18 protein-coding genes are annotated in these 18,562 nt (G+C 42.5%); 6 read left to right on the forward strand and 12 right to left on the reverse strand.

Going from position 1 to position 18,562, the window contains the following annotated elements:
- Positions 1–102 precede the first annotated feature (102 nt).
- From QNI29_RS20105 to QNI29_RS20125, 5 genes are all read right to left on the reverse strand, one after another.
- A complete protein-coding gene (locus QNI29_RS20105; RefSeq protein ID WP_231419552.1) occupies positions 103–621 on the reverse strand; it encodes an acyl-CoA thioesterase in 519 nt (172 codons plus the stop codon).
- Positions 622–862: 241 nt separating this feature from the next.
- Positions 863–1,567, reverse strand: coding sequence for a tryptophan 2,3-dioxygenase family protein (locus QNI29_RS20110; protein WP_231419551.1), 705 nt, complete (start codon positions 1,565–1,567; stop codon positions 863–865).
- Positions 1,568–1,613: 46 nt separating this feature from the next.
- Positions 1,614–2,885: a kynureninase gene (gene kynU, locus QNI29_RS20115; RefSeq protein WP_231419550.1), complete on the reverse strand. Its 1,272-nt coding sequence runs from the start codon at positions 2,883–2,885 to the stop codon at positions 1,614–1,616.
- Positions 2,886–2,958: 73 nt separating this feature from the next.
- Positions 2,959–3,948 (reverse strand): sensor histidine kinase, encoded by a 990-nt coding sequence (locus QNI29_RS20120; protein ID WP_231419549.1) that lies wholly within the window; start codon positions 3,946–3,948, stop codon positions 2,959–2,961.
- A gap of 12 nt (positions 3,949–3,960) precedes the next feature.
- Entirely contained in the window at positions 3,961–4,662 is a 702-nt protein-coding gene (locus QNI29_RS20125) for a LytR/AlgR family response regulator transcription factor (RefSeq protein ID WP_231419548.1), read from the reverse strand.
- Between the two features lie 163 nt (positions 4,663–4,825).
- On the opposite strand from QNI29_RS20125, the gene QNI29_RS20130 reads away from it, so the two are divergent.
- Both QNI29_RS20130 and QNI29_RS20135 read left to right on the forward strand, forming a co-directional pair.
- Positions 4,826–5,569 carry an ABC transporter ATP-binding protein gene (locus tag QNI29_RS20130; protein ID WP_231419547.1) on the forward strand — a complete coding sequence of 248 codons (744 nt, stop codon included), beginning with the start codon at positions 4,826–4,828 and terminating at the stop codon, positions 5,567–5,569.
- Entirely contained in the window at positions 5,566–6,729 is a 1,164-nt protein-coding gene (locus QNI29_RS20135; protein ID WP_231419546.1) for an ABC transporter permease, read from the forward strand. The genes QNI29_RS20130 and QNI29_RS20135 overlap by 4 nt, the downstream gene beginning before the upstream one ends.
- Positions 6,730–7,225: 496 nt before the next feature.
- Here QNI29_RS20135 and QNI29_RS20140 read toward each other — a convergent pair whose 3' ends face one another.
- Both QNI29_RS20140 and QNI29_RS20145 read right to left on the reverse strand, forming a co-directional pair.
- Complete coding sequence (locus tag QNI29_RS20140) at positions 7,226–9,127, reverse strand: ABC-F family ATP-binding cassette domain-containing protein (protein ID WP_231419545.1); 1,902 nt, start codon at positions 9,125–9,127, stop codon at positions 7,226–7,228.
- Between the two features lie 33 nt (positions 9,128–9,160).
- The gene (locus QNI29_RS20145) at positions 9,161–9,352 is read right to left on the reverse strand and encodes a YwbE family protein (RefSeq protein ID WP_231419544.1); all 192 of its coding nucleotides are present in this window, start codon (positions 9,350–9,352) and stop codon (positions 9,161–9,163) included.
- Positions 9,353–9,569: 217 nt separating this feature from the next.
- Here QNI29_RS20145 and QNI29_RS20150 point away from each other — a divergent pair, with 217 nt between their 5' ends.
- Positions 9,570–10,238, forward strand: coding sequence for a type 1 glutamine amidotransferase domain-containing protein (locus QNI29_RS20150; RefSeq protein WP_231419543.1), 669 nt, complete (start codon positions 9,570–9,572; stop codon positions 10,236–10,238).
- Between the two features lie 57 nt (positions 10,239–10,295).
- On the opposite strand, the gene QNI29_RS20155 is transcribed toward QNI29_RS20150, so the two are convergent.
- From QNI29_RS20155 to QNI29_RS20165, 3 genes are read right to left on the reverse strand one after another with little or no spacing between them, the layout of a single operon-like run.
- Entirely contained in the window at positions 10,296–10,580 is a 285-nt protein-coding gene (locus QNI29_RS20155) for a putative quinol monooxygenase (protein ID WP_231419542.1), read from the reverse strand.
- A gap of 60 nt (positions 10,581–10,640) precedes the next feature.
- Entirely contained in the window at positions 10,641–11,987 is a 1,347-nt protein-coding gene (locus tag QNI29_RS20160; protein ID WP_231419541.1) for a sensor histidine kinase, read from the reverse strand.
- Between the two features lie 3 nt (positions 11,988–11,990).
- Complete coding sequence (locus QNI29_RS20165; protein ID WP_231419540.1) at positions 11,991–12,689, reverse strand: response regulator transcription factor; 699 nt, start codon at positions 12,687–12,689, stop codon at positions 11,991–11,993.
- A 488-nt stretch (positions 12,690–13,177) separates the two neighbouring features.
- On the opposite strand from QNI29_RS20165, the gene QNI29_RS20170 reads away from it, so the two are divergent.
- Together QNI29_RS20170 and QNI29_RS20175 are read left to right on the forward strand one after the other, a co-directional pair.
- Positions 13,178–14,383: a S1C family serine protease gene (locus QNI29_RS20170; protein ID WP_231419539.1), complete on the forward strand. Its 1,206-nt coding sequence runs from the start codon at positions 13,178–13,180 to the stop codon at positions 14,381–14,383.
- 17 nt (positions 14,384–14,400) lie between these two features.
- Entirely contained in the window at positions 14,401–15,261 is an 861-nt protein-coding gene (locus tag QNI29_RS20175) for a peptidylprolyl isomerase (RefSeq protein ID WP_436663211.1), read from the forward strand.
- Positions 15,262–15,470: 209 nt separating this feature from the next.
- Here QNI29_RS20175 and QNI29_RS20180 read toward each other — a convergent pair whose 3' ends face one another.
- Positions 15,471–16,865, reverse strand: coding sequence for an alanine/glycine:cation symporter family protein (locus tag QNI29_RS20180; RefSeq protein ID WP_231419566.1), 1,395 nt, complete (start codon positions 16,863–16,865; stop codon positions 15,471–15,473).
- A 281-nt stretch (positions 16,866–17,146) separates the two neighbouring features.
- Positions 17,147–18,133, reverse strand: coding sequence for an NAD(P)/FAD-dependent oxidoreductase (locus tag QNI29_RS20185; RefSeq protein WP_231419537.1), 987 nt, complete (start codon positions 18,131–18,133; stop codon positions 17,147–17,149).
- 135 nt (positions 18,134–18,268) lie between these two features.
- Between QNI29_RS20185 and QNI29_RS20190 the strand changes: the two genes are divergently transcribed.
- A complete protein-coding gene (locus QNI29_RS20190) occupies positions 18,269–18,469 on the forward strand; it encodes a gamma-type small acid-soluble spore protein (protein ID WP_231419536.1) in 201 nt (66 codons plus the stop codon).
- Positions 18,470–18,562 lie beyond the last annotated feature (93 nt).

Consider the following 18,562-nt stretch of genomic DNA (forward strand, 5'->3'; position numbering starts at 1 on the left):
TTCTTTATCTTTTAAAAAACCCATCCCCCTTTTCATAACAGATCATATATTCATGAAAAAACGCTTAGAGTGCTTGACTCTAAGCGTTTGAATCGGACGTATTTACTTTCTAATCCATGGAAAGTCTGTTCCGAATTTGTTAGCAAATTCTTTAGATACACTACGGCGTGCTTTACGTTGAGTGGCACGGTCTGCGGCTCCGTCGTGTAACCATTTTTCCTGTTCTGTTTCAGGATAAACCGGAGGAACTTTAGATGGGTTATTATTTTCATCAACGGCAACCATCGTTAAGAAGGATGTCGCACATACTTTTCGTTCTCCAGAAAGAAGTTCTTCCTTAACAGCTTTTACGAACACTTCCATTGATGTATTCTTTGTCCAAGTGACAAAAGCTTCTAGACAGATCGCATCCCCTGCGTTTACAGGGTATAAGAAGTCAACAGAGTCTGTAGAAGCGGTAACGACGTTACAACGGGCGTGACGGGTAGCAGCGATGGCTGCGACGTCATCGATGTAAGCCATTAACTGACCACCAAACAGTGTTCCGTGGTTGTTCGTATCTGTAGGTAAAACGTGAGAGTTCTTAACAACTAGTGATTCAATACAAGGTTTTTTATCCATATCGACTGCCTCCTCTATATCTCCATTCATAGTATACCAACAATATTTCGTTCTATGTTTACCTGTTTGAAAAGGGAAAGAAGATAACTTATATGGGAACGTTCCCTTACCGGTCCTCTCTCACACTTCTTTTTCATGATAAAGCGGTTCCATTTAGAAACAGAGGTGAAGCGAGGAGACAAAACCAACAAAAAAACGCTTAGAGTGATCTTCTAAGCGTTCCCCTTTAATTTAAGTACATTTAATCAAGTGGTTTTGTATCATAGCTTGATCCCGTCCAGTCGGTGAGGTCGGATATGGTTTGCCATAGTTTTGGGTAAAACTCATACTTCACACCGCGCTCAAGAGCTTGAGCCGGAATGCCTTTCAAGCTTTGAGTATTTAATCCAATCATACGTTTTACGAGTTGGATATGCGAATGTCTGAAAGATTGAAAGTTCTCATCAAAACGGATGAGCGCTTGTAAAAGTTCAAATAAAGCGCGATGTTGCTCAGGGTCCTTGTGAACATCAAGCGGCGTAAGGCCTCTTGTCTTCAGTAACTGCTCGCAAGGTGCCCATAGCGTGGGACCTAATCGTAACACTTCATTAAAGCCAGGCGAGTCCTGGCCGCTTCCCTGCCCTAATGCGAGTCGGATGGTATGATAATCTTTCGGGCTAATCACTTTCACCATGTCGAACACATTAGGAAGGTGATCTAAGTGCATATTGACTCGTCTTAGCTGATCTGTTGCTTCTTCAACTTCGTTTTGTTTCATGTGAGCATCGGCCAGGTGGATATATTGAATCATCAATTTGAAATGAAGTTCCGCTATCTGGTGAATCATTTGAAAGGTCAATTCATCCTGACACGCTAAATCCTCTTCTGATTTTTGGAGCGATAACAACTCTTCTGTGCGAATGTATTTCTCATAATCCGTTACGACTTTCCCCTTTGAACCACTCATGCTTTATCCCCTTTCTCCCTTAAACATGCTGATTTCAACTAGCCGATTAGGCAATGACACCTCTTTTATTCTCATACTTTTCATAAAGCTTTTGTTCCATTATATCCTCAAGAATTTGAATCGTTTCCCACACTTCTACATAAGACGTGTAAAAGGCGATCGGAGCCAAACGAATAACATTTGGAGAGCGGAAGTCTGGGATGACACCTTTATCTTTTAACGCTTTACATATACGGGCGGCTTCTTTATGTTCCAGGCAAACATGGCCGCCACGTCGTTCATCTTCCATAGGGTTACCGATTGTAAACTCATATCCCTCTAGTTTGGATTGGAGTAAATCCATCATGTACTTCGTGCTGGTCAGTGACTTTTCACGAATCTGTTCAATTCCTGCTTCATGGAAAAGTTCAAGGGATCCAATAAGGGGCGCTACACTTAACAAATGAGGCGTGCCGATTTGGAAAGCCCCTGCTGTCTGTGCAGGTTCGAAGCTATGATTCATATCAAACTGTTTCTCTTTGTCAGACCCAAACCAACCGCTTAGCCCCGGCTTCTGCCCTAAATGGCGTTCGTGTACGAATAGCCCCCCCACACCTCCTGGACCACTGTTTACATATTTGTAGTGGCACCAATAGGCAAAATCTACGTCCCATTCATGGAAATGATGAGGAACAACCCCAACAGAATGACATCCATCAAAACCAATAAGAATGCCCCTTTTATGAGCCTCGTCTGTCAGGCGCTTAATATCAAGAAGTTGGCCACTTCGGTAAAGGACGGTTGGGAGTACGATCAGAGCAACATCCTCGGTCATCGCTTCTATGATATCCTCTTCTTTAATCTCACGGCCATCCCGGCTTGTGACTTGAATGAAGTGATCCTCGGGATTGTAGCCCTTCAACTCAAGCTGACTTTTAAGAGCGTAAATATCTGAAGGAAAATTCAGCTCATCCGCTAAGATCTTGGTACGATTACCCTTTGGTTGGTAAAACGTAGACGCAAGTTGGTGCAAGTTCACAGTGGTTGAGCCGGTCACGATCACTTCATCATCTTCCCCACCTATTAACCCGGCTACTTGTTCTCCTAGTTGTTCAGAAAGGTAATACCACGGATGTTCTCCCTTGCTCCAGCCATCAATCCCTAACTGCTTCCAGGAATCCAGTATTCGAAAGACAGATTTCTCAGCACGCTTTGATAATAGACCAAGCGAATTTCCATCCATATAAAGCGTACCTTCCTGTATGTAAAATTCGTTACGAAAATGCGATAACGGATCCTGCCGATCTAACTCTTCAGCATATTCCTTCGAAGTATCCATGTAACCCTCTCCCTTTCTCGTATATGTTAAGCCTAATCGATTTATGAAAACGCTGTCAATTAATGATCTATCCTTATTCTATCTGTATGGAAGGCAACTTTATTTTGAGCGTAAAGTGGTTTTGTTTATAAGTAAAATCAAGGTGTCCATGCCTTTTCTGAACAATGGATTGAATCGATGTAGCACCGTATCCTCGTTCTCCTGTCTCGGCTTTCGTGGTTGTTGCCGGAATATGATAAAGCCGATCGAGTACCCAATTTGGAACGGGGAGTGTGTCATTTCGAATGGTGAGGATATAGAACGCACTTTTCTTTTGTAATTTAGCGATTACCTGCCCTTCCTCCCCAACTGATTCCTGAAACTGCTGCGCTGCTTCTAAAGCATTTGATAAAGCATTCCCTAGTAGTACAACGATCTCTTCTTGAGGAAGAGGTAGCTTTGAAGCAGGCACTTCAAATTCATACCTGAGCTGAATCTTCCTATCTTTCGCCTCACGATGATAGGAATGCAATACGCCAGCTACAGCACTCTTTTCGCCAGATACGGATGTACTGAGCTGTTCAAACTCCCCGACAAGGTCCTCCATATACTGAATCGCTTCTTGATGGTGCCCTTGTTCTAACATGTACTGCAAACTGCTCAAATGCTTTACATAGTCATGGCGTTCCCGCCTTAAATCCAGAAGCACCTGATCGGTTTGCTTAATGGTTGTTTCCCTTGTTCCGAGCCTATCTTCCCAAGTTAGATGGTTGCTCTTCCATTTATAACGACCATACTCTAAGAGGGAAACACACCCTAAAACGATGATCGGCTCTAACCACGATAACGGGAAGAGATACACGAGGAGCAATAGGAATGACACCACGTTTAACGCCCATAACCCTTCAGGCTCTTTTATATGAAGATATCGTTGAAACCAGCGGGGCTTTTGATAGGAGACAAATAGGATCAGGGCCATGATTATAAACGGGGAAATCCAGACCGCATAAATGTGTTGAAGGGCTACGGCTATATGAACCATCCCTAAACTAAAAGCAATGAGGCTGTTCTTAGACCTTTTCACTTAACTCACAACCTAAAAATAATAATTTTGTATATAATCTAACTGATCTTTCGTGATCATGGCTTTCTCATTTGTTCCATCAAATGCTACGGTGTACGAATTCTTGGCATACAACGAGAAGTTGGTCACGTAATGGATGTTGATGATAAACGACCGGTGGGAACGAATGAAATCACGTTCTCTGAGTTCACCTTCTAAGTCCCCAAGTGTTTGATAGGTTTGAACGGTTTGAGTCTTCGTATAGATCGTCGAAGAACGCCCTGTCCGTTCAATAAATATAATCTCTTTTTTTGGTAAAATATGAATCTCAGACTTTTGTTTGATGAAGAGGCGACCCTTCATTTCAGTCGATCGCGTCTTTTGGATATAACGCTCTAAAGACTGCACTAAACGTTCTTTCCTATACGGCTTCATAATATAGTCATGTACGTTTAACTCGAACGCATGGACAGCATAGACGCTATTCGCCGTTACGAAGATCACATCAATATCTAAAGCATGCGTGTGGATTAGGTCTGCTAATTCATACCCTGACAATTCGGGCATTTCTATATCAGCTATAAGCAGGTCAATCGTTTCTTTCTTCACTTGGCGGTAGGCTTCCTCTGCTGATGTAACGGCAAACACAATTTCTGTCCCTTCCACCTGCTTCGTAATACTGTGCATTTTCTCTAAATCGATAGCCCGATCATCTACTATGCCGATTCTTATCATGTCGATGGTCTCCTTTAAGAAAATAACAACTTAATTGTAACATCTTCCCATACCCCATAGAACGTTTCACGACCGAAAAAGGCATTTTCACGACATGATGACAGAAATACTCTTTTTCATCGCTTATGATAAATCTAACAAACCGAAACAAGGAGGATCATTGATGATTGAAATACATGATGTAACGAAGAAATTTAAAACAAAAAAAGTGAGTGTTACCGCCTTAAACCACGTGTCTTTTACTGTTCCTGCCGGTAAAGTCGTGGGATTACTAGGGGAGAACGGAGCAGGTAAAACAACGTTACTGCGTTGCATCGCTACGCTACTCACACCTACAGAGGGCACAATTACCGTTGATGGGTTCAACGCGGCGACGAATCCAAATGAGGTGAAGCGAAGAATCGGCGTACTATTTGGTGGTGAAACAGGACTATATAACAGACTGACGGCCCGCGAAAATCTCACCTACTTCGCTAATTTATACGGACTATCCAAGCATGAAGCAAAAGTTGCCATTGAGGAACTGGCTGTGAAATTTGGAATGCGCGAATATTTAGATCGTCGCGTAGGCGAATTCTCAAAAGGGATGCGCCAAAAGGTCGCTATATCAAGGACCCTTATCCATGACCCGGACATCATCCTCCTTGATGAGCCGACTACTGGTCTTGATATCACGTCTTCCAATGTATTCAGACAAATGATCCTCCAGCTCAAACACCAGGGCAAAACCATTCTTTTTTCGAGTCACATTATGGAAGAAGTTCAAGCGCTTTGCGATTCTGTCGCTATGATTCATAAAGGGCAACTGGTCTACAAAGGGAATCTTAACGCTCTATACCATGAAGAAGATACACAAGACCTTAATTTTATCTTTATGTCTAAATTAGCACGAGGTGAAACAGCATGATTTGGAATATGTATGTGAAGGAAATGAAAGATGTATTCAGGGATCGACGCACGCTACTTATGATCGTCTTTCTTCCTCTTATTCTACTGAGCGGGCTTGTATTCTTTTACGAAAGCTTAATGAACGATGATAAGAGTGAAACGTATACCGTAGCCATCCCTTCTGAACTAAGCGAAGAGGGAAAAGCATTCTTTAGCGATATGCCCACGATTGAACTAGACGTATTCGATGATCCAAAAGGCATCGTGGACGAAGGGGAAGCAAGTGTCGCTCTCCTGACGGAACCAGACTTTTTCGAATCCCTTGGAGAAAAGGAAATGGCCGAGGTCACATTATACGGGGACTCAATGAGCCAGGATGCTTCCTATGTAATGAATATGATTGAATCAACATTTTCCATAGCAGAACAGGAGATTGTGAACGAACGATTAGCTGCAAACAATGTAGATGAAACCATTTTAGAAGCTTTTCAGGTAAAACGTGTAGAGCCGAGCTACAATGACGCGAACGGAAGCTCCCTTGCATTAATCTCCATGCTCCTGCCTATGGCCTTCTCCATTGCCATTGTATCTGGAGCAAGCTCAGCAGCTATGGATCTATTTGCTGGGGAAAAAGAGAGAAAGACAATGGAATCTTTATTGATGACTCCAGTGGACAGAAGTAAAATCCTCATTTCTAAGTGGCTCACCATCTCCACCATTGGAGCCTTGACCGGCATTCTCGCTGTGATTCTGATTGTGATTGAAACGATCTTCTTTACTGAGAAAATGAAGGCCGCGTTCTCCATTAATGAAGGCATGGCTTTAGTCATCGTGACTACTTTGGCCATGACCGTTCTGTTCGCTCTATTTATCGCTGCCCTTCTCATGGTCATCAGCATCATTGCCAAAAGCATCAAAGAATCCCAAAGCTACATCGCCCCCGTATCGATGTTATCCATCGTACCCATGTTCTTTATCACGAGCATGGGGGTAAAAGAATTTACGGTTGTGGATTTTATCTTACCGTTTATGAACCTGTATGCCATACTAAAACAACTCCTATACGGCATCACTGACATCACAAACATCGCCCTAACCCTAGGAAGCACGGCGGTTTATGTGCTAATCCTATTCGCCATTGCGAGGGTTTTATTTATGAAGGACCGATGGGTGTTATAAGAAAAGCGGAGGGGGCTTGCCAGGGGCGTACGGATAAGCAAGCTACTGGAAGTCTGTGTAGCAGACTGGAAGTAGATTGCTTATCTCGCTAGCCCCTAGCCCCCGGAGCTGGATCTAGCCAAGAAAAGCGGAGGCGACTGCTTAGGGAAAAGTGGAAGTTCGATTAAAACCGCCGCGTCCTGCGGGCTCTGTTACCTTTTCCAAGATTATTTACCTTAAAAAGTCACAGATCATCCCTATCTGTTACCTTTCCACGCCTCTCCACTACTAAAAGGTCATAGATTCCCATTATCTATGACCTTTCTAGAGTTTAGCGCCGTTGAAAAGGCACAGATGGGGCTTTTCTATTCCCTTTTAGACCTTTTTGGAGGGTAAAAGGGAATAGATGAACAGTGATATTGGAGGATTAGACTTTATCAAATCTTCTTTACCCTTACAGACTACATCAAGTAAAAAACACGCATTGATTCCCCAAACGGAAATCAACGCGTGTTTTTTATTGTTTCGATTCTTCTATAATGGTCGACAACTCTTCCCAACGTTCCATCGCTTGTTCGAGTTGTTCTTCTAATTGCTGCATTTCATCCATTAATTCTTGCGCACGAACGGCATCACTGCCTGTTGCAGTAATTTCAGATTGAACTTCTTCATAACGAAGCTCTAACTGTTCAATCCGGTCCTCAATGGTATTCCATTCTTGTTGTTCATGATAGGAAAGCTTCCGGCGTTTTTGGCGCTTATGAGGAGAAGCTTTCTTTTCTTCTTTTGCCTTCTGGCGTTCCGCCGCTAATGCTTCGCCTTCTTCTTCTTTACGAACTTCAAGGTATTCCGTGTAATTCCCTTGGAATCTTCGAATACGGCTGTCTTCAAATGCGATCAAATGATCGACTACTCGATCTAGGAAATAACGATCGTGAGAAACCGTGATGACGACGCCAGGGAAGGCATCCAAGTATTCCTCAAGGATCGTCAACGTTTGCGTATCCAGATCATTTGTTGGCTCATCGAGCAGTAATACATTTGGTTCTTGCATTAAAACTCGCAGTAAATAAAGACGGCGACGTTCGCCACCTGAAAGCTTCGAAATATACGTCCATTGCATATAACGAGGGAACATAAATCGTTCAAGCATCTGCTCTGCGGTAATCGTATCTCCTTCAATCGTGTGGACGACTTCCGCCTCTTCTTTAATGTATTCGACGACACGGAGTGTTTCATCCATTTCTTGATGGTCCTGTGTGTAGTAGCCGACTTTAACGGTTTGACCAGTAGAAATCTCGCCCTCATCTGGCTCAATCTTTCCTGCAATCATATTAAGGAGTGTCGTCTTCCCGCTTCCGTTCGGCCCAATAATACCAAGGCGCTCACCTGGCACAACAAGATAATTGAAATCATCAACAACCGTTTGACCTTCATAAGACTTTGTGACGCCTTCAAGTTCAAATACGTCATTGCCTAATCGGGTTGATCCAATTGCGATATCCACTTCTCCATCTGATTTGTCCACTTTTTGATCGCGAAGTGCTTCAGCGCGGTCTTTTCGGGCTTTTTGCTTCGTGCCTCGTGCTTTCGGACCTCGTCGTAACCACTCGAGTTCTCGACGGAGCGTGTTCTGGCGCTTTTGCTCATTCGCTCTTTCAAGCTCTTCACGTTCTGCTTTTTTCTCTAAGAACACTTCATAGTTCCCGTCATAAATGTAGAGGTTTCCTTTATCCAATTCGTAAATACGATTTGTGACACGATTTAAGAAGTAACGGTCGTGCGTTACAACTAAAAGGGAGCCTTTATATTGGCTCAGGAAGCTTTCCATCCATTCAATTGTTTCATTATCAAGGTGGTTAGTCGGCTCATCTAAAATAAGCAGATCAGCTGGCTGAATCAATGCTTTTGCGATGGCGACACGCTTCTTCTGACCACCAGATAAAGATCGAACAGGATGATCGAAATTCCGAATGCCCAATTTGGTTAAGATCGTTTTCGCAACAGTGTTCGCTTCCCATGCGTCATGTTCATCCATTTTCTGCTGAGCTTGATAGAGGCGTTCTTGTTTCTTTTCATTCGTAGGATCTTCTTCGAGTACGCGCAATGCTTGTTCATACTGGCGCATCGTTTTCATGATCGTCGAATCGCCGTAATAGATCTGTTCAAGCACAGATAAGTCTGCTTCTAACTGAGGTTCCTGGGGCAAATACTCGATGTGGAAGTCATTCGCATGATCCATCGTCCCTTTTTCCGCGGAATCAACGCCTGCTAATACTTTCAGAAGTGTTGATTTCCCCGTACCGTTCACCCCGATTAATCCAATACGCTCTCGTTCTGCTATGGTAAAGGAAATCTCGTTAAAGAGTTCTTTCTCGCCGTACGTTTTATATAAATTTTCTACTGATAAAATACTCATATGTAGCCCTTCCTTTATCTAGACGTTTCCGGTTTAGTAGATCTTTTTGACGCGGCCTACTTGTCCATCTTCAAGCCTTACCTTAATGCCATGAGGATGAGAACTGGATTTCGTTAATAGATCCTTCACAATGCCGTGTGTCAATTTACCCGTTCTTTGGTCTTGTTTAAGTACAATATCTACTTCTTTACCTGGCTGAATATCTTTTCGATTCTGTCCGTTCATTTTTTCGCAACTCCCATATCTTTGTAGTATGTCTCATTATAAAGGATTTTGTGAATAAAAAACACAAGGAGAGGTCACGATCCACCTCCTGAGCACTTTTCTTTTGATCTCCACACCCCACGTGGTATAACTATATCCACGGTCATAGACCGATACTCGCATAAATTCATGAGAGACGTTTAAACTAAGTTGCATTGACTTCAAGGAGGTTCATACAATGAGTAACAAAAAAGTATTAATGGTCGTAACCAACCATACAAAAATCACAGATGATCATAAAACAGGCCTATGGCTTGAAGAATATGCGGTTCCCTATAACGCATTCAAAGAAGCTGGATATGATGTAAAAGTTACAAGCATCCAGGGCGGAGAGGTTCCTCTTGACCCGAACAGTATTCCAGAAGAAGAAGTAAAAGAGTGGGCAGAAGCACAAGAGCAGCTTAAAGATACCGCACAATTATCAAAAGAAGATGCGAATGGCTTTATTGGAATCTTCCTTCCAGGTGGTCATGGAACGATGTTTGACTTCCCGGAAAGTGAGACTCTACAATATGTCCTTCAGCAACATGCTGAAAAAGGAAATGTAATTGGGTCTGTTTGTCACGGTCCAAGTGGTCTTGTAAACGCAACGTATGAAAATGGCCAACCGATTGTTAAGGGTAAAAAAGTTACTGGTTTCACCGATTCTGAAGAAATCGGCATGAATCTAGATCAGCATATGCCTTTCATGCTTGAAACAGAATTACGAAACAAAGGCGCTAATTTCTCTAAAGGAGAAGACTGGTCTGTCCACGCCGTACGTGATGGCAACCTAATTACTGGTCAAAACCCGATGTCTAGCGAGAGCGCGGCAGTGAAAATGGTTGAAGCGTTAAACGAAAAATAAATGCAAGTAAAAAAGGAGCGCAGTCTGTTTTTGTACAGACTGCGCTTTTTTCATACTTTATAGTTCTTTTACTTTATAAACGTCACGCGTTGCTACTAAATCCGCTGTGTTTTCCCGATAGGTTTTGTAATGATCGGATTCAATATGGTGATTCAATGCATCCATGTTTTCGTACTGCTCGTGTAACACGATTGTCTCATCTTCAATGGATTTGTGCAGGTCATACTGCAAACAACCCTCTTCTTGTCTTGAAGACTGCTGAGCCTTTCTTAGCTCTTGTACCAACTGTTCTTCAGCTCCCTTTACAGGTGTGAAGATCGCTGTAATTGAAATCTTGTCCATTCTCATCACTCGCTTTCTGTTCTAACCTGCCCTAAACCTATCACAGGCTATTCGCATTTCCTACAAATCCGCTTGTTTATGAGAACCTAATGGGAATTGGAGACGGAAGACCGCTCCGCCTTGTTCCCTGTTACTGACATGAATGGTACCCTGACTTCGTTCAACAATGGCTCTTGAAATGGCCAATCCAAGACCCGTTTCGCCTTCTTTCCCTTTTACGAAACGGTGGAATAGTTGTGGAAGTAGATCTTCTGGTACCCCTTCCCCATCATCCTCGATTTCTAAAACGAACTGACTCGTTTCTGCATATGCACGCAAACTTACAACAGATTTCGCATGCCTGATTCCGTTTCCGACAATATTAATCAGAGCTTGAAGCATCTTTTCTTCGTCCACGTACAACTGTTGATTATCTTCTACCGTCACCTTTAAGGAAACGCCGTTTTCCGTGGCAAGGAAATACATCCGTTCCTTCGTTTCTTCTAATAGTTGACCAGCATCCATATAATCAGGGTTGTAAATGCCGTCTTCACTGTCTAGTTTGGCTAACAGAATAATTTCATTCACGATTTTCTTTAATCGATCGCTCTCTTTCACGATAAGATCCAGACTACGGTCGGCTGCGTCTCCTTCAAAAACTCCATCTTTTACACCTTCTGCATATCCTTGAATCGTCATCAGAGGCGTTTTTAATTCATGAGAAGCATTTTGGAAAAAGTGTTTCTGAGAGCGGATATACTGATCCAATTCTTTAGCCATATCCATTACACTCTGTTCAACCTCTCCGATCTCTCCACTCGCATTGATTCGCTTAATATCACTGAATTGACGATTCTCAATTTTCTTCACTTCCCGCTTCAAACGACTTAACGGCGTAACCAGACGCTTCGTTAATAAGTAACTAAACAATATCGTAATCCCAATCCCAATGACGAAGACAATCATCATCCGGACAGCAAACACCGATTGAATGGCTTGAAGCTCTTCTAGAGGTGTAGCCAGGATCAATAAGTACTCTTGACCTTGAAAGCGATAGCCAAGTTTTGACACAACATAGTTGTCTCCATTCATCTTCCGGAGTCCTTTTTGTTCATCTTTTGTTTCAAATTCAGATGCCCAGCTCCGGGCTGTTGATTCCGGAAGATTTGTCGCAAGTGGGGAGTTTTCATCAGGATCCATAATCAATATTTTATAATCATTGCTCTCAATTAAACGATTCAACTTCCCTCTTCCAGAAGGATCTTCATATAAAAAATTTAATATTAAGTTCCCATTCGTTTGAAGCTCATCTTGCTGATCTTGAATCAAGATATCGAGTAATAAGGAGTAGATAAAGAAAGCCGTAACCGACATGATAATGACTAACAAAGCAGTAAATGCCGCATTTAACTGATAAAGGAGCTTCATAGATTACGCCCCTTGTTCCCTTAAACGGTAGCCATATCCCCAAACCGTTTCAATCGGTACATCATCGAACTTCTTACGTAGCCGCTTCACTAGATCATCAACAGCTCGGTCACTTCCAAAGTAATCATCGCCCCACACTTTGTGAAGAAGTTCTTCCCGAGAAAAAGCCCGATTCGTTTGCGAGACCAGTATTTGAAGTAAGCTGAACTCCTTAGCGGTCACTTCCACCTCTTCTCCCTGCCAAAAAACTCTTCGCTCTTCAACAGAAAGCGTGAGATCTCCATTCTTCAAGGTTTGTCCGCTTCCTTCTGCAGGAGCTTCTTTATCCTGATACTTCTCCCAGCGCTTTACCATTCGATTTACACGCGCCACAAGTTCCCGAGGACTAAAAGGCTTCGTCAAATAATCATCGCTCCCAAGCTCTAACCCAAGTACTTTATCGACTTCTTCATCTCTAGCTGAAATGATTATTATCGGCACGTCTGATTCCTGACGAATTTTACTGCAAAAATCATATCCATTCATCCCCGGAAGCATAATATCGAGCACCCATAGATCAGGAGGAGCATCCTGCCATAAATCCCAAGCTTTTTCGGCGGTATCCACACTACTGGTCTCGTAACCTTCCTTGTGTAGATAAGCTTCCACAATCTCTCGAATATGAGGATCATCTTCCACAATCCCAATCGTTGCATTCTTCATGCTTCATCCTCCTTTACTCTTCATTTTCTTTTATTGTGCCATATTATAGCATGGTCGTCCTAACCTAGACTTGTTCCTTTTATGTTATCAGCTATTGGGGCCCTGCACGACGTGGGGGCGTTCGGTGTGGGCTATTGACGTGGCGGTCTTAGTCAGCCCTACAGGATGTAGGGTCGTTCGACGTTGGCTATTGACGTGGCGAACTTAGTCGAACTTCCTTTTTACCTGAACCCCCGCCTTCGCTTTTCTTCGGTGTCTAGCTACGGCGGGGAGGGCCTAGCGAGATAAGCAAGCTACTTCCAGTCTGCAAGCAGACTTGCAGTAGCTTGCTTATCCGTACGGCCCTGACCACCCCCGCCTTCGCTTTTCTTGTGTCTTCCACACTTTTTACACATTTGTTCCGAAGATTTGCCAAAGGTAATGGTTAGAATATGAAGTACAAGATATTTAAAGAAATCAATTTACTATATAGAAAGGTGGTTACTTGCATGAATGAGCAGTTTGATAATGAACAGGTTGAGAGGCGTCGGGATGATCAGCGTAGTTATTATGGTTGGTTAGTACGGTTTGCTTCGACTGCTTTTATTGTAACGGTATTACTTGTAGGAGGAGCTTTTGCGTTATTTAAATTGAACGTCTTGCCTCTTGAGTCGAATGTTTCTGCACAGGATTCACCAAAGAGTAACGGAGAAGGCATTACCATTGAGCAATCGAAATCGGAAGGGAACTCTTCTGATGTAGTGCAAGCTGTAAATCGGGTATCTGATGCAGTTGTGGGCGTAACGAAATATGAACAATCCCAGTTGTTTGCTGAGAATAATAAAGCTGGTACAGGTTCAGGTGTCATTTACAAGAAAGAAAACGGTGAAGCTTATATTGTGACGAATCACCACGTTATTGAGAATGCCCAATCCATTGATGTTACGCTCAGTGACGGTGAGAAAGTAGAAGCGGAACTTTTAGGTAGTGACTCGTTAACAGACTTAGCTGTATTAAAGATTGATGCGGAACATGTTAAGCAAGTGGCGGAATTTGGATCTTCTAGCAATCTACAAGTCGGAGAAACGGCTATTGCGATCGGGAACCCACTTGGTCTTGAATTTGCAGGATCTGTTACAAAAGGTATTATTAGTGGACTTGAACGCACAATGCCAGTTGATTTAAACAAAGATGGACGCGCTGATTATCAGACTGAAGTCATTCAAACAGATGCAGCCATCAACCCTGGTAACAGTGGCGGTGCTTTAATTAACAGTGCAGGTCAGGTAATTGGCATTAACTCTATGAAGATTGCCGAGGAAAAGGTTGAAGGCTTAGGCTTCTCTATTCCATCTGAAACGGCAAAACCTATCATTGAAGATTTAGAGAAAAACGGCGAAGTATCCCGTCCATTTATCGGCGTATCCACTATGGATCTTTCAACTGTATCTGCTTATCACATTGAAAATACACTGAAACTTCCTGGGGATATTAATGGTGGTGTCCTTGTAGCTGATGTTGAGCAAGGTTCTCCTGCCGATCAAGCTAAGCTTCAACAATATGACGTGATTGTTGGCGCAGATGATCAAGAGATCTCAAACTTAGTGGACCTACGCAAGTATATGTATGAGGAAAAAGAGGTTGGCGACTCTATGGAACTGTCCTTCTATCGTGACGGTGAGAAACAGTCAGCTACCATTACCCTATCTGAATAAAAAGGAGTTTTACGATGATGAAAAAGAAAGTAATTGGATTTTGTGTGGCAGCGCTGGGAGCTTTAACGCTCTCGGCCTGCAGCAATGCCTCAGCTGATGGGGACGTAGTTGCTGAAACCGCTAATGGAAACATTACAAAAGATGAGTTTTATAATAAGCTCGTTGATCAATACGGGGATGCTGTTCTGAAAGAAATGCTCTATGACACTGTTCTTTCAGAAGACTTCTCTGTATCTGAGAAAGAAGTCCAAGCTGAAGTGGATAAAGTGAAAGACTCTTATGGAGAACAATTCGAATCCGCTTTGCAACAGAACGGATTCAAAGACGAAGCTCAGTTTAAAGAATTCCTAAAAACGCAACTCCAAAAAGAAAAAGCAACGACCCAGGGAGTAGAAGTAACGGATGAACAAGTAAAAGATTACTATGAGAATATGAAGCAAGAAGTAGAAGCAAAACATATTTTAGTGGAAGATGAAAAGACAGCAAATGAAGTAATCGACAAGCTCAATAATGGCGGAGATTTTGCCGAATTAGCTAAAGAATACTCTACTGACACTAGTTCAGCTGAGAAAGGCGGAGACCTTGGCTACTTCTCAACAGGAGATATGGTCTTGCCGTTTGAACAAGCTGCCTATGATCTTGAAATCGGGAAGGTGAGCGAGCCTGTAAAATCCGATTATGGGTATCACATTATTAAAGTAACAGACAAACGAGAGAAAGAAGACACGTCATCGATCGGTACATTTGATGAGATGAAAGATCAATTAAAGACAGAGCTTCTAAATAGACAAGCGAATCCTAATGAGCTTTCTGACATTATGAACAATGCTGAAATCAACATTAAAAATAAAGACTTAAAAGAAAAAATTTCGTTCTAACCTCTCCTTCAAATAAAAGGGGAAGCTTGCCATTCCCCTTTTCACATAAATGAAAGAGAACGACTGGTAAAATAGATAATTTCATACCAATTCCCCCTCTATTGAGGCTGCTTCCGAATGAAAGCAGCCTCTCTTTAATGATGTAGAGCAAAAAAGCGTGCCAGACACCCTTTACTCAGTTAAAGGATGTCTGGCACTTGTAGTCGTTCTTATTCCCAGAGGCTGATGCCTTCTTTGTTTTTAATTTGCTGTTTGGAGAATTTCGTTTTGTGTTCTTTCTTTCGATCGCTTCGATAATCCAGCAACACTTCTTTGGCCACTCCCGAAAGCCGGACAATAGCGTATAAGTTAATCAGCGCCATAATCCCCATTGTAATGTCTGCTAAAAGCCAGACAAGATCAAGTTTAGCCATAGCTCCAAAGAAGACCATTGCTAGCGCTGCAAGACGGTACCAAAAGATTCGTTTAGGACTATTCTTAATAAACTGCATGTTCGTTTCCCCGTAATAGTAGTTCCCAATAATCGAACTGAAGGCAAAGAACAAGATCGCAATCGCTACGAACGTATTAGCCCAAGAACCAATGTGAGTCTCAAACGCTTGTTGAGTAATTTGTATACCCACCGCGTTTTCTAGATTCATATAAGTAGATGGGTCCCCAGAGGAAATAATGATAAACGCTGTAGCAGAACAGATTAAAATTGTATCGACAAATACACCAAGCGTTTGAATCAGACCTTGCTTAGCTGGGTGAGAAACTTCCGCAGCTGCTGCTGCGTTTGGCGCACTACCCATACCGGCTTCATTGGAGAATAAACCACGTTTAATACCGTTTAGGATCGCTGCACCAAAGGCACCCCCTGCTACTTCCTCAATACCAAATGCATTCTGGAAAATCAGAACGAACATATCTGGTATGGCACCTATATTTGTAATTAAAACATAGCCAGCTAGCATCAAATAAAGAATGGCCATAACTGGAATAAAAATCTGGGTAACTTTTGCAATACGTTGAATGCCACCAAAGATCACAGCAGCAGACCCAATAACAAGAAGAACCCCCATTAAGACTTTATTAACAGAAAAAGACTCTTCAAAAGCTAAGCGAATCGTATTTGATTGCACCGCACTAAAGACAAGACCATACGTAAATGTAATAATAATGGCGAAAGCTATACCAAGTTTTCGATTATTCAGGCCTTTTTCCATATAATAAGCCGGGCCGCCTCGATACCCATCTTCATCTTTCACTTTGTACACTTGAGCAAGTGTGCTCTCTACAAAACTGGTTGCAGACCCTAATAAGGCGATGATCCACATCCAAAATACAGCTCCTGGTCCCCCAACAGAAACGGCAAGTGCGACACCGCCGAGGTTCCCTGTCCCAACACGGGAAGCCGTACTAATAGTAAAAGATTGAAAGGCCGATGTTCCACGACCATCATTTTTTATTGACTCTTTCTCAAACAAAACACGAAACATTTCGGCAAATAAGCGAAACTGGATAAAGCGCGTGATGACTGTGAAATAGAGTCCAACCCCAAGCAAGACAGCAATCAGAATATAGCCCCATAAGCCTTTACTGACCCACTCTAAAAATTCCATCAACATAGGTTTTCACTCCAAATTAAGTATTCTGTAAATTTGTTTCGGTTTATTCTATCTTTTCATTATACTTAGCAACCTTTTAAGAAGAAATAGTTTAATAGAAAATTGAGTACTTCTTCTTTATTCCATATTAAATCACCACCCTATTTTACTGTTGTATTTCCTTTTCTTTACATATCAAAACTTTAAAATTGTAATCCCTTTCAAAACCCTACTTATCTCACACTCATCCATCTGTGATCATTATTTCCACAAAAAAAAGACTTGGAAACCAAGTCTCATAACTGTTTCACTAACCCACTTACGTGTTCACCAGCAGCGATTCCTGAGCGGAACGCACTCTCAAATCGAGTACGAGCGGTCTCATCCTCTTCATACAAAAAGGTATCTCCTGCAATAAATAAAGGCAAAGCGTCATGGAGGTTTAAGAATGGTTGGCTAATGACTTGAGCAGATTGCGCATACCTCCATCGTTTGAGTTGTTCAGAACGGATCGATTCGAACGGTATAAATTCTTTTCCCAAATCTTTGATGAGACGAGTAACTTCCTCCTCATCCTGCTCGAAATGGGTCTCACTCCATTCGCTATCCATATATATACTGATTATTCGTTTATCAGATATCCCTTTTTTATAGTGGTCAACCATTCTTTCCACACCTTCCGGGAGCCCTTTATCAACATGGCCAGATGACGGGATTGTGGTTTCTCCCGTTACCTCAAACAAGCCCACGAAAGCAGGTGATACAGAAACGTTCTTGATTTGATTAAATTTCTCAGGATCAAAGGAAACACGACTCTCTTCCAGAAGTGTAACGGTCTGTGGGAGGGGACAAGTAATGATAAGAGCCCCAGTGGTACAGGTATTTCCTTCTTCTGAAGTTAGTTGGAATCCACCAATGGATTCTTTAATGCTTGTTATACGCGTGTTAAGCTCTGGGTCCAAATCTTCCGCTAGCCTTTTTGCCAACGTATTCATTCCGTCTACACTTGTGTATCTAGGATACGGATCGCCAAACCAATGCTTAATCCAGCCTTTCTCTCTCCAATCTTCTACGTATTGCTGTAGCTCTTGAGAGCGTACTGTGAAGAATTGAGCGCCATGATCCGCTTTCCCACCTTCTATTCGTCGTGTAGCTAACCGTCCTCCTACACTTTTCCCTTTGTCTATAAGCTGAACATCTTCAACTCCGTTTAATCGCAGCGTTCGAGCCGCCATAATTCCTGATAGTCCTGCACCTATGATGGTGACTTGAGCATCTCTCATACGAACCCTCCAATACATCATCTACTGCCCTTATACCCCATTTTATGAACCCTTATAAACATGGCAACACATTTCAGCCTATCGGATAAAACTTGCTGATCTGTTTATGTTAATGCTTAAAGGAGGTGAACAGAAGTGGCTAAGCATCGTAATCAACCAACGAACGTAGATGACGTAAAAGCACGGAACGCAAATTCCGGGATGAGTTACAAAGAAGTAGAAGAATACATGGCCAAGACAACAGGCGGTCATGATACCAAACAATACAGCAACACCAATCCCGCCACCGTACGCAGAAAAATAGAATCCAAAAACTCCGAAAGCAACCCGTACTAACCAAATTAATGCTTTAGCGAAAGAAAGGGTGTCAGACACCCTTTAATACGGTAAAGTGCCGCACTAAAAAAAGGCGCCCTTTTTGGGGCGTCT

This window comes from Pontibacillus chungwhensis (genome assembly GCF_030166655.1).
GTDB lineage: Bacteria > Bacillota > Bacilli > Bacillales > BH030062 > Pontibacillus.